Origin of the sequence: Pseudomonas orientalis (assembly GCF_001439815.1) — a bacterium.
Lineage (GTDB): Bacteria > Pseudomonadota > Gammaproteobacteria > Pseudomonadales > Pseudomonadaceae > Aquipseudomonas > Aquipseudomonas orientalis.
In genome coordinates this window covers 258376-274203 of the sequence record NZ_JYLM01000005.1, presented here as the reverse complement: position 1 = coordinate 274203, position 15828 = coordinate 258376, and the positions used below count along the sequence as shown (strand labels likewise).

Annotated in this window: 16 protein-coding genes; 11 read left to right on the top strand and 5 right to left on the bottom strand. The window is 60.5% G+C overall.

Annotated features, from left to right (window positions below; translation table 11 throughout):
* Nucleotides 1–215 precede the first annotated feature (215 nt).
* Together TU82_RS14905 and TU82_RS14900 are read right to left on the bottom strand one after the other, a co-directional pair.
* Complete coding sequence (locus tag TU82_RS14905; protein WP_057723921.1) at nucleotides 216–1454, bottom strand: transporter associated domain-containing protein; 1239 nt, start codon at nucleotides 1452–1454, stop codon at nucleotides 216–218.
* 12 nt (nucleotides 1455–1466) lie between these two features.
* Nucleotides 1467–2279, bottom strand: coding sequence for a cytochrome C assembly family protein (locus tag TU82_RS14900; RefSeq protein ID WP_057723920.1), 813 nt, complete (start codon nucleotides 2277–2279; stop codon nucleotides 1467–1469).
* 234 nt (nucleotides 2280–2513) lie between these two features.
* On the opposite strand from TU82_RS14900, the gene ffh reads away from it, so the two are divergent.
* From ffh to rplS, 5 genes are all read left to right on the top strand, one after another.
* On the top strand, nucleotides 2514–3890 hold the full coding sequence (ffh, locus tag TU82_RS14895) for a signal recognition particle protein (protein WP_024077237.1): 1377 nt from the start codon (nucleotides 2514–2516) through the stop codon (nucleotides 3888–3890).
* A gap of 251 nt (nucleotides 3891–4141) precedes the next feature.
* Nucleotides 4142–4393 (top strand): 30S ribosomal protein S16, encoded by a 252-nt coding sequence (rpsP, locus tag TU82_RS14890; RefSeq protein ID WP_003238923.1) that lies wholly within the window; start codon nucleotides 4142–4144, stop codon nucleotides 4391–4393.
* A 5-nt stretch (nucleotides 4394–4398) separates the two neighbouring features.
* Nucleotides 4399–4935: a ribosome maturation factor RimM gene (gene rimM, locus TU82_RS14885; RefSeq protein WP_057723919.1), complete on the top strand. Its 537-nt coding sequence runs from the start codon at nucleotides 4399–4401 to the stop codon at nucleotides 4933–4935.
* Nucleotides 4917–5690 (top strand): tRNA (guanosine(37)-N1)-methyltransferase TrmD, encoded by a 774-nt coding sequence (trmD, locus tag TU82_RS14880; RefSeq protein WP_173667478.1) that lies wholly within the window; start codon nucleotides 4917–4919, stop codon nucleotides 5688–5690. The genes rimM and trmD overlap by 19 nt, the downstream gene beginning before the upstream one ends.
* Before the next feature lie 45 nt (nucleotides 5691–5735).
* Nucleotides 5736–6086 (top strand): 50S ribosomal protein L19, encoded by a 351-nt coding sequence (gene rplS, locus TU82_RS14875; RefSeq protein WP_003175895.1) that lies wholly within the window; start codon nucleotides 5736–5738, stop codon nucleotides 6084–6086.
* Between the two features lie 58 nt (nucleotides 6087–6144).
* Here rplS and TU82_RS14870 read toward each other — a convergent pair whose 3' ends face one another.
* Complete coding sequence (locus TU82_RS14870) at nucleotides 6145–7959, bottom strand: cation:proton antiporter (protein ID WP_057723918.1); 1815 nt, start codon at nucleotides 7957–7959, stop codon at nucleotides 6145–6147.
* Nucleotides 7960–8067: 108 nt separating this feature from the next.
* Here TU82_RS14870 and xerD point away from each other — a divergent pair, with 108 nt between their 5' ends.
* From xerD to thrC, 4 genes are all read left to right on the top strand, one after another.
* The gene (gene xerD / locus TU82_RS14865) at nucleotides 8068–8964 is read left to right on the top strand and encodes a site-specific tyrosine recombinase XerD (protein ID WP_057723917.1); all 897 of its coding nucleotides are present in this window, start codon (nucleotides 8068–8070) and stop codon (nucleotides 8962–8964) included.
* Between the two features lie 141 nt (nucleotides 8965–9105).
* Complete coding sequence (locus TU82_RS14860; protein ID WP_057723916.1) at nucleotides 9106–9837, top strand: thioredoxin fold domain-containing protein; 732 nt, start codon at nucleotides 9106–9108, stop codon at nucleotides 9835–9837.
* 129 nt (nucleotides 9838–9966) lie between these two features.
* The gene (locus TU82_RS14855) at nucleotides 9967–11271 is read left to right on the top strand and encodes a homoserine dehydrogenase (protein ID WP_057723915.1); all 1305 of its coding nucleotides are present in this window, start codon (nucleotides 9967–9969) and stop codon (nucleotides 11269–11271) included.
* A gap of 66 nt (nucleotides 11272–11337) precedes the next feature.
* The gene (gene thrC, locus TU82_RS14850) at nucleotides 11338–12747 is read left to right on the top strand and encodes a threonine synthase (RefSeq protein WP_057723914.1); all 1410 of its coding nucleotides are present in this window, start codon (nucleotides 11338–11340) and stop codon (nucleotides 12745–12747) included.
* 86 nt (nucleotides 12748–12833) lie between these two features.
* Here the strand turns inward: thrC and TU82_RS14845 are convergent, their stop codons facing one another.
* Nucleotides 12834–13034 (bottom strand): hypothetical protein, encoded by a 201-nt coding sequence (locus TU82_RS14845; protein WP_057723913.1) that lies wholly within the window; start codon nucleotides 13032–13034, stop codon nucleotides 12834–12836.
* A gap of 310 nt (nucleotides 13035–13344) precedes the next feature.
* On the opposite strand from TU82_RS14845, the gene TU82_RS14840 reads away from it, so the two are divergent.
* Complete coding sequence (locus TU82_RS14840; RefSeq protein ID WP_057723912.1) at nucleotides 13345–13629, top strand: DUF3509 domain-containing protein; 285 nt, start codon at nucleotides 13345–13347, stop codon at nucleotides 13627–13629.
* A gap of 197 nt (nucleotides 13630–13826) precedes the next feature.
* On the opposite strand, the gene TU82_RS14835 is transcribed toward TU82_RS14840, so the two are convergent.
* On the bottom strand, nucleotides 13827–15026 hold the full coding sequence (locus TU82_RS14835) for a CaiB/BaiF CoA transferase family protein (RefSeq protein WP_057723911.1): 1200 nt from the start codon (nucleotides 15024–15026) through the stop codon (nucleotides 13827–13829).
* Between the two features lie 136 nt (nucleotides 15027–15162).
* Between TU82_RS14835 and TU82_RS14830 the strand changes: the two genes are divergently transcribed.
* On the top strand, nucleotides 15163–15705 hold the full coding sequence (locus TU82_RS14830) for a YaeQ family protein (protein WP_057723910.1): 543 nt from the start codon (nucleotides 15163–15165) through the stop codon (nucleotides 15703–15705).
* Nucleotides 15706–15828: the final 123 nt, after the last annotated feature.

Genomic DNA, 15828 nt, shown 5'->3' with positions numbered 1-15828 from the left:
ACCCATGGATCAGGGTTGTGCGCGGAGCGGCTTGGGTAAGCCGCAGGGATTATAGGAAGGGGGGTGGAATTACAACAAGTAGCTGAAGTAACACAGATCCAATGTGGGAGGGGGCTTGCCCCCGATGGCGGTGTATCAGTCACCTGATGCAGTGACTGACACTCCGCTATCGGGGGCAAGCCCCCTCCCACATTGGAACTCGGTGCTGTCAGAGGTTATGCGGCGACGGGCACATGGCTGGTATGCCAGATCAGCACCTTGCTCACCCGGTTGTCCTCGGTCTCGAGGATTTCCAGGCGATAGCGGCCAATCTTCAGGCACACCGCGCAGTCTGGAATCGTCTCCAGCGCCTCGGTCACCAAGCCATTGAGGGTCTTGGGGCCGTCGCTGGGCAGGTGCCAGCCCAGGCTTTTGTTCAGTTCGCGGATCGAAGCGGCGCCGTCGATGATGTAGCGGCCATCGGGCTGGGCTTCGATGTGCGGGTTATCCACCGTCTGATCGCTTTCGAATTCACCGACGATTTCTTCCAGGATGTCTTCCAGGGTGACGATGCCCAGTACTTCGCCGTACTCGTCCACCACCATGCCCAGGCGACGCTGCTGCTTGTGGAAATTCAGCAGTTGCAGCTGCAACGGCGTGCTTTCCGGCACGAAGTAGGGTTCGTGGCAGGCGGCCAGCAGTGCTTCCTTGGTCAGGCTGGCGTCGGCCAGCAGGTGCTGGATCTGCCGGGTGTTGAGCACCGCTTCGACCTGGTTGATGTCGCTGTGGAACACCGGCAGCCGCGTGCGCTGGGAAGTGCGCAGTTGTTCGATGATGTCTTTGATCGCGTCATCCAGGTTGATGCCGTCCACTTCGCTGCGCGGCACCAGGATGTCATTGACGGTGATGTTGTCCAGGGCATGGATGCCAGGCATGCCGGGCATATGCGCTTGGTCGGCATCATGTTGCGGTTCGTCGTGGTGCTCGGACGAGGGTTCGTCGCTGTTTTTCACCACGCCGGCCTTGCGCGCGAACGGGCGCAGCAACATCAGGCTGATGCCATTGAGCAGCCAGGCCGCGGGATAGAGGATTTTCAGCGGCACGCCCAAAAGCGCATTGCCAAAACCCAGGATGGCGTGCGGATAGCGGGTCGCCAGGGCGCGGGGCAGGTAGTCGGCGAGGATCAACAGCAGCGCGCAGGCGATCAGCCAGCCCAACCAGGGCCCGTTCTGCGCCCAGGCGTAGATCGCCAGCAGTGTGCAGAGAATGACCACGGCTGCGCGGCACAGGCTGTTGCACAGGATCAGGCTGTGGCGCGGGAAGCTCAGGCGTGCGGCAGCCTTGTCACCCTGGCGGGTGCCGGGGCGCAGGGCCAGGAGATGCTGTTGCGCGGCCTCGATGGCGGTAAACAGCGCCGCCCATAGAATCAGCAGGGCAATTACGGCGAGCATCGGCCCAAGGGGCAAGTTGTCCATGATCGCCGCTCGTCAGATATGCAGGATGTATTCGCGAACCAGCTTGCTGCCGAAATAGGCCAGCATCAGCAGGCAGAAGCCGGCCAGGGTCCAGCGGATGGCCTTGTGCCCGCGCCAGCCGAGGCGGTTGCGGCCCCACAGCAACACGCTGAACACGATCCAGGCCAGGCAGGCCAGCAAGGTCTTGTGCACCAGATGCTGGGCGAACAGGTTCTCGACGAACAACCAGCCGGAGATCAGCGACAGCGACAGCAAGCTCCAGCCGGCCCACAGGAACCCGAACAACAGGCTTTCCATGGTTTGCAGCGGTGGGAAGTTCTTGATCAGCCCGGACGGGTGCTTGTGCTTGAGCTGGTGGTCTTGCAGCAACACCAGCAGCGATTGGAACACCGCGATGGTGAACATGCCGTAGGCGAGGATCGACAACAGGATATGCGCGAGAATGCCCGGCTCTTCATCGATCACCTGTACGGTGCCGGTAGGGGCGAATTGCGCCAGCAGCACCGTGAGCATGCCCAGCGGGAACAGCAGCACGAGCAGGTTTTCGACCGGAATCCGGTAGCACGCCAGCAGTGTCAGTGCGATGACGGCGGCGGCGATCAGGCTGGCGGCGCTGAAAAAATCCAGGCCCAGGCCGACCGGGGTCATCAGGTGCGTAAACAGACTGGCGGCATGGGCCAGCAGGGCGAGGACGCCAAGGCCTGTCAGCAGACGTTTGTCCGCTTTGGCGCCTTGGGCCAGACGAGTGCCCTGATAGAGGGTCGCAGCGGCATACACGATGGCGGCGGCGAGACTGGGTAGCAAACTGGGTGACAAGGGGAGCATAAATCCTGATAGACAAGCCCGAAAGGCGCTGAGTTTGGCACACACCCGCGCCGCACGAAAGACTCCCGCACCAGACAGCGGGTGTGCATGGGCGCAGTCTTCGCTATAATCCGCGACCTGCCCACGCCGCAGGCTCGCCGAGCGCTATGTTTAATAGCGATTTACCGCAGCCTGGGCCGCCATTACCTCGGTCTACCAATGCATATCGTTGAATAGGGCCTGAAAGGATCGCGCATGTTTGAAAACCTGACTGACCGTCTCTCGCAGACGCTGCGCCATGTCACCGGCAAGGCCAAGCTGACCGAGGACAATATTAAAGACACCCTGCGTGAAGTGCGCATGGCGTTGCTGGAAGCCGACGTGGCCTTGCCGGTGGTGAAGGACTTCGTCAACTCGGTCAAGGAGCGTGCGGTCGGCACCGAAGTGTCGCGCAGCCTGACCCCGGGCCAGGCCTTTGTGAAGATTGTCCAGGCCGAACTCGAAAGCCTGATGGGCGCGGCCAACGAAGACCTGAACCTCAGCGCCGTGCCACCGGCCGTCGTCTTGATGGCCGGTCTGCAGGGCGCGGGTAAAACCACCACCGCCGGCAAGCTCGCGCGCTTCCTTAAAGAACGCAAGAAGAAGTCGGTGATGGTGGTATCGGCCGACGTGTACCGTCCGGCGGCCATCAAGCAGCTGGAAATGCTCGCGGGCGAAGTTGGCGTGACCTTCTTCCCGTCGGACCTGAGCCAGAAGCCGGTCGACATTGCCAACGCGGCGATTAAGGAAGCCAGGCTGAAATTCATCGACGTGGTCATCGTCGATACCGCCGGTCGCCTGCACATCGATGAAGAGATGATGGGCGAGATCAAGGCGCTGCATGCCGCGATCAACCCGGTCGAGACGCTGTTCGTGGTCGACGCCATGACCGGCCAGGATGCGGCCAACACCGCCAAGGCCTTCGGTGACGCACTGCCGCTGACCGGCGTGATCCTCACCAAGGTCGACGGCGACGCCCGTGGCGGTGCCGCACTGTCGGTGCGTGCCATCACCGGCAAGCCGATCAAGTTCATCGGCATGGGCGAGAAGAGCGACGCGCTCGAACCGTTCCACCCCGAGCGTATCGCCTCGCGCATCCTCGGCATGGGCGACGTGCTCAGCCTGATCGAGCAGGCCGAAGCCACGCTCGACAAGGACAAGGCCGACAAGCTGGCCAAAAAGCTGAAGAAGGGCAAGGGCTTCGACCTCGAAGACTTCCGCGATCAGCTGCAACAGATGAAGAACATGGGCGGCCTCGGCGGCCTGATGGACAAGCTGCCGAATATCGGCGGCGTGAACCTGGCGCAAATGGGCAACGCCCAGGGCGCGGCAGAGAAGCAGTTCAAGCAGATGGAAGCCATCATCAACTCCATGACCCCGGCCGAGCGCCGCGACCCTGAGCTGATCAGCGGTTCGCGCAAGCGCCGGATCGCCATGGGTTCCGGCACCCAGGTGCAGGACATCGGTCGCTTGATCAAGCAGCACAAGCAGATGCAGAAGATGATGAAGAAGTTCTCCGCCAAGGGCGGTATGGCCAAGATGATGCGCGGCATGGGCGGTATGTTGCCCGGCGGCGGCATGCCCAAGATGTAAAGAATTCGAGCGCAGGCCCTGCTTGCGCTCCGACCCGCAGGGATGCGGGATCTCCAGCAAACCCGCCATTGGCGGGCGCTGACTTGCCGTTTTAACCGACGGCTCTATAGCAGATCTGAATGGCACGCTGGCAGGCGCCGGAAAAAGACATTTGCAAAAGTCCGGATATTCCTTAGAATATGCGGCCTTTCGGGCACCTATGCCCGCTGTGCATTTAGATTTGCAGCACCGACTACAGGAACGATGTTCACATGCTAACAATCCGTCTTGCCCTTGGCGGCTCCAAAAAGCGCCCGTTTTACCACTTGACCGTAACTGACAGCCGCAACCCACGTGACGGCTCTCACAAGGAACAAGTTGGCTTCTTCAACCCGATCGCTCGCGGTCAGGAAGTTCGTCTGTCCGTGAACCAAGAGCGCGTAGCCTACTGGCTGAGCGTTGGCGCACAGCCATCCGAGCGCGTTGCCAAGCTGTTGAAAGACTCGGCTAAGGCCGCAGCCTGAGCAATATGAACGCGACGCCGACTGTTGCTGATGATTTGATCGTTATCGGCAAGATTTACTCTGTTCATGGCGTTCGCGGCGAAGTGAAGGTGTATTCCTTTACTGATCCGACTGAAAACCTGTTGCAGTACAAAACCTGGACGCTCAAGCGCGAAGGCAGCGTGAAACAGGTCGAGCTGGTCAGTGGACGCGGGAGCGACAAGTTCCTGGTCGCAAAGCTCAAGGGTCTTGATGATCGTGAAGAAGCTCGTCTTCTGGCCGGTTATGAGATCTGCGTGCCGCGCAACCTGTTCCCTGAATTGACCGACGGCGAGTACTACTGGTACCAGCTGGAAGGTCTGAAGGTTATTGATCAACTCGGGCAATTGCTGGGGAAAATCGATCATCTTCTGGAAACCGGCGCCAATGATGTAATGGTGGTCAAGCCTTGCGCTGGCAGCCTGGATGATCGCGAACGCCTGTTGCCCTATACCGGGCAGTGCGTGTTGGCCGTCGACCTGGCCGCGGGCGAGATGAAGGTGGAATGGGACGCGGACTTCTAAGCGTGGCTAATCTGCGCATTGAAGTGATCAGTTTGTTTCCCGAGATGTTTTCCGCCATCAGCGAGTACGGCATCACCAGTCGGGCGGTGAAACAGGGGCTGTTGCAGCTCACCTGTTGGAACCCGCGAGACTACACGACGGATCGACATCACACTGTGGACGACCGCCCATTTGGCGGTGGCCCGGGCATGGTGATGAAGATCAAGCCCCTGGAGGACGCGTTGGCCCAGGCCAAGGCAGCCGCCGGGGAGAAGGCGAAGGTAATTTACCTGTCCCCTCAAGGCCGTCAGCTGAAACAGGCGGCGGTACGCGAACTGGCGAATGAGGAAAGTTTGATCCTGATTGCCGGTCGCTATGAAGGCATTGACGAGCGTTTTATTGACGCTCATGTCGATGAAGAGTGGTCGATTGGGGACTATGTCCTGTCTGGCGGCGAGCTGCCGGCGATGGTCCTGATAGATGCGGTTACACGACTGCTGCCTGGAGCTTTAGGGCATGCGGACTCCGCGGAGGAAGATTCCTTCACGGATGGTTTGCTGGATTGCCCGCATTACACCCGTCCGGAGGTGTATGCGGATCAGCGTGTTCCCGACGTATTGCTAAGTGGCAATCACGCACACATCCGGCGTTGGCGTTTACAGCAGTCCCTTGGTCGGACCTATGAACGACGCGCCGATCTTCTGGATAGCCGCTCGCTTTCTGGAGAAGAGAAGAAGCTGCTCGAGGAATACATCCTCGCGCGGGACGATAGTTAACAACGTATCGATGGTAGGTCCATTGACTTACCTTAGGAGCACAGCATGACTAACAAAATCATCCTTGCACTCGAAGCAGAGCAGATGACCAAAGAGATCCCTACCTTTGCCCCGGGCGACACCATTGTCGTTCAGGTGAAAGTGAAGGAAGGCGACCGTTCGCGTCTGCAAGCGTTCGAAGGCGTGGTAATCGCCAAGCGTAACCGTGGTGTGAACAGTGCTTTCACTGTTCGTAAAATCTCCAACGGTGTTGGCGTAGAGCGTACTTTCCAGACCTACAGCCCGCAAATCGACAGCATGGCTGTGAAACGTCGCGGTGACGTACGCAAAGCCAAGCTGTACTACCTGCGTGACCTGTCCGGTAAAGCAGCTCGCATCAAGGAAAAACTGGCTTAAGTCCAGCTTCCCGATGCAGAAAAAAGCAGCCTGCGGGCTGCTTTTTTGTGCCTGCGATTTATGCAGTGCGATCCTGGGTCTGACCTGGCTGAATGACTGCCAGTAACGTCCATCCCGCCAGCGGTTTCAAATCGCTCTCTGGCGTGACCACATGCACCCAGCCGCTGTTATCGCGGGCAAACAGCAGTGTCGCTCGTTCCTCATGCAGTGCCTGATAGTCGCTCCAGCCAAACCCATCGGTCAGGTGGGTGGTGTACAGCTCGGCGCCTTGCCCCAGCAAACTGGCGAGCTTGGTGTAGCTCAGCGGCTGGCTGCCCAGCAAGTGCCCACGATGCTCGCCGCTGGCCCGGTGCTTGTCGGTGCGACGGCTTTCCTGGCTATTGGCCAGGGCGAACAGGCGATGCCCGAAGTCATGACGAAAGCGCATGGTGGCCAGGGTATTCAATTCGCCGGACGGGGAGAGCGCGAGCAAATGCCCGAGACCGACCAGGTCCAGATGGGACTCGGCATGCTGTGACGCCGGGTTGCCGAAGTAAGTCGGCAGCCCTTCCATACGGCTGGCGCGAATGTTTTCCCAGCTTGAGTCGGTCAGCAGCACGCGGCTGCCCAGCTGTTGCAGGGCTTTGCCGAGGATACGGGCCGGGCCGTTCGCGCCGACGATCAGAAAGCCGCTTGGCGCAGGCTCGGCTACTTTCAGCAAACGGGCCAGAGGGCGTGCAGTCGCGCTTTGCAGCACCACGGTACCGATAATCACCGCAAACGTCAGCGGCACCAGCAACAACGCGCCTTCGTGTCCGGCTTCATCCAGGCGGATCGCAAAAATCGCCGACACCGCCGCGGCCACAATCCCGCGTGGGGCGATCCAGGCCAGCAGTGCGCGTTCGCGCCAGTTCAGCTTCGAGCCGACGGTCGACACTGCAACGTTCAACGGGCGCGCAATGAACTGAATGATCAGCAGCAGAATCAGCACGAACGGCCCCAGGGCGATCAGTGCATTCAGGTCCAGGCGCGCCGCCAGCAGTATAAACAAGCCGGAAATCAACAATACGCTGAGGTTCTCCTTGAAGTGCAGGATGTGACGCACGTCCACGCCCTTCATATTGGCCATCCACATGCCCATCAGCGTCACCGCCAGCAGGCCGGATTCATGCATCACCTCATTGGAGGCGATGAACACCCCCAGCACCGCCGCCAGGGTTGCCAGGTTATGCAGGTATTCCGGCAACCACTGGTGACGCATGACCAAACCCAGTACCCAGCCCCCGACAATCCCGAACAGGCTGCCGCACAGGATCACGCCGCCAAAGGTCAGCAGGCTGTGGCTCAGGCCATCGCCCGATGCGCTGGCGATGATAAAGCTGTAGACCACCACCGCCAGCAGCGCACCGATAGGGTCGATGACAATGCCTTCCCAGCGCAGGATATTGGCGATAGAGGTTTTCGGGCGCACCACGCGCAGCATGGGCACGATGACGGTCGGGCCTGTGACCAGCGTCAGGGTGCCGAACAGCAGCGCCAGCATCCAGTCGAAACCCAGCAGCCAGTGGGTTGCCAGGGTAATCACCGCCCAAGTCGTCAGCGCGCCAATCGTCACCAGCCGGTGCACCACGCTGCCGATTTCCTTCCATTCCGACAGGTGCAGCGTCAGGCTGCCTTCAAACAGGATCAATGCGACGGCCAGCGACACCAATGGCATCAGCAACGGGCCGAACATTTCCTGCGGGTCGAGCCAGCCGAGTACCGGCCCCGCCAGAATTCCGCTCAATAACAGAAACAGAATCGCCGGCAATTTCAGGCGCCAGGCCAGCCATTGGCAGCCGAGCGCGGCCACACCGATACCGCCGAAAGCCAACAAGATCTGTTGTTCGTTCATTAAAGCTTCCTGTTCCTAGAAGTAGCGGGCTATGAAAGACTAGTGGCCCTTGCCACAGTTCACTAAATAAAATGGCGCCAAGCCCCGTGCCGCGCCGCTTGAGTAACCATGCCCGCCATTGACCACCCCCTGATCGACCGCTTCCTTGACGCCCTCTGGTTGGAAAAGGGCCTCTCGGACAACACTCGCCAGGCCTACCGCAGCGACCTGGCCCTGTTCAACGGCTGGTTGCAGGAGAAAGACCTGGAGCTGATCAATGCCGGGCGCGAGCTGATCCTCGATCACTTGGCCTGGCGCCTCGAGCAACATTACAAACCGCGATCCACCGCGAGATTTCTCTCCGGTGTGCGTGGCTTTTATCGCTATCTGTTGCGTGAAAAACTCATCGCAACCGATCCAACTCTACAAGTCGATATGCCGCAATTAGGTAGGCCTCTTCCTAAATCTTTGTCGGAAACTGACGTGGAGGCGCTGTTGGCCGCGCCGGATCTCAGCGAGGCCATCGGCCAGCGCGATCGCGCCATGCTGGAAGTGCTCTACGCCTGCGGGCTGCGGGTCACCGAGCTGATCAGCCTGACCCTGGAACAGGTCAACCTGCGCCAGGGCGTGTTGCGGGTGATGGGCAAGGGCAGCAAGGAGCGCCTGGTGCCGATGGGTGAGGAAGCGATTGTGTGGGTCGAGCGTTACATGCGCGATGCGCGCCACGAGCTGCTCGGTGGCCGCCCCAGCGATGTGCTGTTCCCCAGCCTGCGCGGCGAACAGATGACCCGCCAGACCTTCTGGCACCGCATCAAGCACCAGGCCAAGGTCGCCGGGATCGGCAAGACGCTGTCGCCCCACACCTTGCGCCATGCGTTCGCCACGCATTTGCTCAACCACGGCGCGGATTTGCGTGTGGTGCAGATGCTGCTCGGGCATAGCGACTTGTCCACCACCCAGATTTACACCCACGTGGCACGGGCGCGCTTGCAGGAAATGCACGCCAAGCACCATCCGCGCGGCTGAAAAATCCCAATTTGTCCGGCTGCGGGCTGCCCTGCGGCCCAACTGTGGTAGGCTTTGCCGGTTCGCAAAGGCGACGGTCCACACCCCAGTTTCCAATCGGCGTGCCTGCACCCGTCCCTGCATCTGCCTTCAGGAGTTTCCATGCGCTTGACCCAGATTATTGCCGCCGCAGCCATTGCGCTGGTTTCCACCTTTGCCGTCGCCGACGATGCGGCCGAGCAGGCCATTCGCAAGAGCCTGGTCAACCTGCAACTCGACACCCCCATCGAAAGCATCAGCGCCAGCCCCATGGCCGGCCTGTACGAAGTCAAGCTCAAGGGCAGCCGTGTGCTGTACGCGAGTGCCGACGGCCAGTACATCGTGCAGGGCTACCTGTTCCAGCTCAAGGACGGCAAGCCGGTCAACCTGACCGAGAAAGCCGAGCGCCTGGGCGTGTCCAAGCTGATCAACGGTATTCCGGTGGCTGAAACCGTGGTGTATCCCGCCATCGGCGAGACCAAGACCCACATCACCGTGTTCACCGACACCACCTGCCCGTACTGCCACAAGCTGCACGCCGAAGTGCCGGCGCTGAACAAGCTGGGTGTGGAAGTGCGCTATGTCGCGTTCCCGCGCCAGGGCCTGGGCTCGCCGGGCGATGAGCAGTTGCAGGCGGTGTGGTGCTCGGCCGACAAGAAAGCGGCCATGGACAAGATGGTCGACGGCAAGGAAATCAAGGCGGCCAAATGCGCCAATCCGGTTTCCAAACAGTTCGCCCTGGGCCAGTCCATCGGCGTGAACGGTACACCGGCCATCGTTTTGGCCGACGGCCAGGTGATTCCGGGCTACCAGCCGGCACCACAAGTTGCCAAACTGGCACTGGGTGCCAAGTAAGCATTAATCGTCGAGCCTTCGACGAGCATGATCCGCCGAACCGTCGGCGGGTCATTAATTGAGAGCCGCGGTTGCGCGGCTGTGTTCCACGGCCGACCTCGAGTCGGCCGTTTCATGGGGAGTTCTTCAGTGAAACCGGTCAAAGTAGGCATCTGTGGGTTAGGGACCGTCGGTGGCGGCACCTTCAACGTACTTCAGCGTAACGCTGAAGAAATTTCCCGCCGTGCAGGGCGTGAAATTGAAGTGGCGCAGATTGCCACGCGTTCGCCAAAGCCTCAGTTCGAAACGACCGGTATTGCGATTACCCACGATGTATTCGCCGTGGCCACCAACCCTGAAATCGATATTGTCATCGAGCTGGTGGGCGGCTACACCGTGGCCCGCGAGCTGGTGCTCAAGGCGATCGAGAACGGCAAGCACGTGGTCACCGCCAACAAGGCGCTGATCGCCGTGCACGGGAACGAAATCTTCGCCAGGGCGCGCGCGAAGGGCGTGATCGTGGCGTTCGAAGCGGCGGTGGCCGGCGGCATTCCGGTGATCAAGGCGATTCGTGAAGGCTTGTCCGCCAACCGCATCAACTGGGTTGCCGGCATCATCAACGGCACGGGTAACTTCATCCTCACCGAAATGCGTGAGAAAGGCCGTACCTTCGAAGACGTGCTGGCCGAAGCCCAGGCCTTGGGTTACGCCGAAGCCGACCCGACCTTTGACGTGGAAGGCATCGACGCGGCCCACAAGTTGACCATCCTGGCGTCCATCGCCTTTGGTATCCCGCTGCAGTTCGACAAGGCCTACACCGAAGGCATCACCAAGCTGACCACCGCCGACGTGAACTACGCCGAAGCCCTGGGCTACCGCATCAAGCACCTCGGTGTGGCGCGCAGCACCCCGGCCGGTATCGAGTTGCGTGTGCACCCGACGCTGATTCCGGCCGATCGCCTGATCGCCAACGTTAACGGCGTGATGAACGCAGTGATGGTCAACGGTGACGCCGCCGGCTCCACCCTGTTCTACGGCGCCGGTGCTGGCATGGAGCCGACCGCTTCGTCGGTGATCGCCGACCTGGTGGACGTGGTCCGCGCCATGACCAGCGACCCGGAAAACCGCGTGCCGCACCTGGCCTTCCAGCCGGATTCGCTGTCGGCCCACCCGATCCTGCCGATCGAAGCCTGCGAAAGCGCCTACTACCTGCGCATCCAGGCCCAGGATCATCCCGGCGTGCTGGCCCAGGTGGCGAGCATCCTGTCGGAGCGCGGGATCAACATCGAATCGATCATGCAGAAGGAAGTCGAGGAGCAGAACGGCCAGGTGCCGATGATCCTGTTGACCCACCGCGTGCTCGAGCAGCATATCAACGATGCCATTGCCGCCCTGGAAGCCTTGCAGGGCGTGGTGGGCCCGGTGGTGCGGATTCGCGTCGAACACTTGAACTAACCGATTTGTCCAAGGGGCCCCGTGCGTTCGGCGGCCTCTGTTCTGGAATGTTTAGAGGAACCAGTCATGCGTTATATCAGCACCCGCGGCCAGGCACCGGCCCTGAATTTTGAAGACGTCTTGCTCACAGGCCTTGCCACCGATGGCGGCCTGTACGTGCCGGAAAACCTGCCACGCTTCACCCAGGAAGAAATCGCTTCCTGGGCCGGCCTGCCGTACCACGAGCTGGCGTTCCGGGTGATGCGCCCGTTTGTCACCGGCAGCATTCCGGATGCGGATTTCAAGAAGATCCTCGAAGAGACGTACGGCGTGTTCTCCCACAGCGCCATCGCGCCCCTGCGCCAATTGAACGGTAACGAGTGGGTACTCGAGTTGTTCCACGGCCCGACCCTGGCGTTCAAGGACTTTGCCCTGCAATTGCTGGGTCGCCTGCTCGACTACGTACTGGAAAAACGCGGCGAGCGCGTGGTGATCATGGGCGCTACGTCCGGTGATACCGGTTCGGCTGCCATTGAAGGCTGCAAGCACTGCGAACACGTCGACATCTTCATCCTGCACCCGCACCAGCGCGTATCGGAGGTGCAGCGTCGCCAGATGACCACCATTTTCGGTGAGAACATCCACAACATCGCCATTGAAGGCAACTTCGATGACTGCCAGGAAATGGTCAAGAACAGCTTCGCCGACCAGAGCTTCCTCAAGGGTACGCGCCTGGTGGCGGTAAACTCGATCAACTGGGCGCGGATCATGGCCCAGATCGTCTACTACTTCCACGCCTCCCTGCAGTTGGGCGGCCCGGCGCGTTCGGTGTCGTTCTCGGTGCCGACCGGCAACTTCGGCGACATCTTTGCAGGCTACCTGGCGCGCAACATGGGCCTGCCGATCAATCAGTTGATCGTCGCGACCAACCGCAATGACATCCTGCACCGCTTCATGAGCGGTAACGGGTACGTCAAGGAAACCCTGCACGCCACGCTGTCGCCGTCGATGGACATCATGGTCTCGTCGAACTTCGAACGCCTGCTGTTCGACATGCACGGTCGCAACGGCGCGGCGTTGGCCGAGCTGATGAACAGCTTCAAGCAAGGTGGCGGTTTCAGCGTCGAGCAAGAGCGCTGGACCGAAACCCGCAAGCTGTTCGACTCCCTGGCCGTGGACGACGCGCAGACATGCCAAACCATTGCTGAAGTCTATGCGCAGACCGGCGAGCTGCTGGACCCGCACACCGCCATCGGTGTGAAGGCCGCCCGCGAGTGCCGTCGCAGCCTGGATATCCCGATGGTGATTCTTGGCACTGCGCATCCGGTGAAATTCCCCGAAGCGGTGGAAAAGGCCGGTGTTGGCAAGGCGCTGGAGCTGCCGCAGCACCTGGCGGATCTGTTCGAGCGTGAAGAGCGTTGCACGGTGCTGGCTAACGACCTGAAAGCTGTGCAGGCGTTTGTCAGCCAGCATGGCAATCGGGGCAAGCCGCTGTAAGGCATACCGCGTAGACAAAAACGCCGCTTTCCCTTCCCTGGGTCAGCGGCGTTTTTTGTTTGTGGCAGGCCCGGCAGTCATATCGTTTACGTGAGTAGCTTATGCGCCAGCGCCATTACCGTACCAACAGCGGTAAAGAAGCCTATTGCGATGCCTACGGGGTACCAGAAAATCTCACGGGTTATCTTGTGGACTTCAGCGTTGAACTTGCGTTGTTCGGCATAGATGCGTGATATGTCCGCGTGAATTTTCTCGATCGAGGCTTGTTGTTCATTGTGTTCCAACATCATCTTATCCTTCGCAATAAGGGCCTTATGACATGCACTCTGCCTGCACGGCGGAGTGATCAGCGCTCACCGAGTATAGGATTCACTCTTGGCCTGCGCGCCCGGCGCACCCAAAACCGCTACCCATTGCGTAAGCAGTTATGTGCCGCCGTTTTTTACCTGTCATGTTGCAAGCGCATGCTGGACACGTCATCCCCGCACAACCCTTGAAAGACGAAAAAGCGAACTTTCCTACGTTAAGACCAGTCACTTAGGAGAGATGCAGCACCCGTTGAAACGATTGTTCCCGAACTATTGAGTGGTGATCGAGATGGAAAGTATCAGCCTGTTGCTCGAAGAAGCACTGAGCCCTTATCTGGTTACGCTGACCACCGCTGGTGTGCAGGGCGAATGCCTGGTGACCGTGAAAAATCCCGGTGGCGCCATCATGGTCGAGCGCGAAGTTAACCGCGCTCAACTGACCGACAAGCGCGCCCTGGTGGATGTGGTGGATTGCCTGCTGCGTGATTTGAAAATCGCCGAAGGTCGGCTTGAACCCTCGGTCATCGCAGCCCTGCGCAACGCCGCCATGACACGCACCCCGGTCTGCGCATGAAGAATTATTTATCCTTCGAAACTTCCTACAACACGGCCGGTCAGAGTTTGTAACAGCAAGAGCAAACATTGTGCTCCGGTGTTTGTGGCTTGTTGTACTGGTCTTTGTAGATCACGTTTAACCCCGAGTTGTCTCCCCACTCCTCGGGGTTTCTTTTTGCCTGGAATTTGGCATTGCGGCGCTCCCAGGTTCAGGGTTCAGATCGCGCCATCCGCGCGCAAGCGCTCAATGGCCACCGCGTCGTAGCCCAGGGCGTTGAGCAGCACACCGTTGTGCTCGCCCAATTGCGGCCCCACCCATTCACAGCTGCCTGGGGTATCCGACAGTTTGGGCACGATGCCCGGCATCTTGAAATCCTTGCCATCCGGCAGCTGCGCGCTGAGGAACATTTCCCGGGCCAGGAATTGTGGGTCACCCAGCATGTCCTCGGCACTGTAGATGCGGCTGGCGGGCACCTGGGCCTGGTTCAGTTGCGCCATGACCTGCTCCAGCGGCAGGGTGTTGACCCAGCGATCGATCACCCCGTACAGCTCATCGCGGCGGGTGTCACGCCCGTCATTGCTGGCGAGCGCCGGATCGTTCGCCAGGTCGTCGCGGCCGATGGCGGCCATGAAGCGCTTGAAGATCGCATCGCCATTGGCGCCGATCTGCACATGCTTGCCGTCGGCGCTGGTGTGGATCGAGGACGGCGTGATGCCGGGCATGATGTTGCCGGTACGTTCGCGAATGAAGCCGAACACGTCGAACTCGGGAATCATGCTTTCCATCATGGCGAAGATGGCTTCGTACAGCGCCACGTCCACGACCTGGCCCAAGCCACCGTTGACCTCGCGATGACGCAGGGCCATCAGCGCGCCGATCACCGCCCACAGCGCGGCAATCGAGTCACCGATGGAAATCCCGGTGCGCACGGGCGGGCGGTCTTCAAAACCGGTGATGTAGCGCAAGCCGCCCATGGACTCGCCCACCGCGCCAAACCCCGGCTGGTCCTTCATCGGCCCGGTCTGGCCGAAGCCCGAGAGGCGCACCATCACCAGCCTTGGGTTCAGGGCGTGCAGGGTTTCCCAGCTCAGGCCGAGCTTTTCCAGCACGCCGGGGCGGAAGTTTTCGATCAGGATGTCGGCGTCGGCGAGCAATTGCTTGAGGATCGCCAGGCCATCCGGGTGCTTGAGGTTGAGGGTCAGCGACTGCTTGTTGCGCGCCTGCACGAACCACCATAGCGAGGTGCCTTCATACAATTTGCGCCATTTGCGCAGGGGGTCGCCGCCGTCCGGGGATTCGACCTTGATCACCTCGGCGCCGAACTCGGCGCAGATGCGTGAGGCAAACGGGCCGGCAATCAGGGTACCGAGTTCGATGACTTTCAGTCCGGCAAGCGGTTTGGCATTAAGCGACATGGGGATCCTCAAGGGCGCGGGACGGTGACGTACTGCTTTTTAACATAGGCGAGCAGCACGGATGCAGCGCAGTATTCGTTGATTGGCCTCGCCATCGGTTAGACTGGCCGCCTTTCCCTGTCTCCAGAGCCCGTTCATGGCCCAGCCGTCCACGACCTACAAATTCGAACTCAACCTCACCGACCTTGACCGTTCGGTGTACGAGAGCGTCAAACAGACCATCGCCCGCCACCCTTCGGAAACCGAAGAACGCATGACCGTGCGCCTGCTGGCCTACGCCCTCTGGTACAACGAGCAATTGGCGTTCGGCCGTGGCCTGTCGGATGTCGACGAGCCGGCCCTGTGGGAAAAGAGCCTGGATGATCGGGTGTTGCACTGGATCGAAGTCGGCCAGCCGGATGCAGACCGCCTGACCTGGTGCTCGCGTCGCACCGAACGCACCAGCCTGCTGGCCTACGGCAGCCTGCGCGTATGGGAAGGCAAGGTGGTGCCGGTGGCGAATAACCTGAAGAACGTGCATATCGCTGCCGTGCCGCAGGAGATTCTGGAGGTCCTGGCCAAGGACATGCCGCGCGTGATCAAGTGGGATGTGATGATCAGCGAAGGCACGATCTTCGTCACCGATGACCGTGGCCAGCATGAAGTGCAGTTACAGTGGCTGGTGGGCGGGCGTGATTGAAAATGTGGGAGGGGCTTGCCCCCGATGGCAGTGGATCAGCTACAGATAAGCTGGCTGATAGATTGCTATCGGGGGCAAGTCGAATCGTCGCACCGCCCCTCCCACATTTGATCTTTGTTGAAT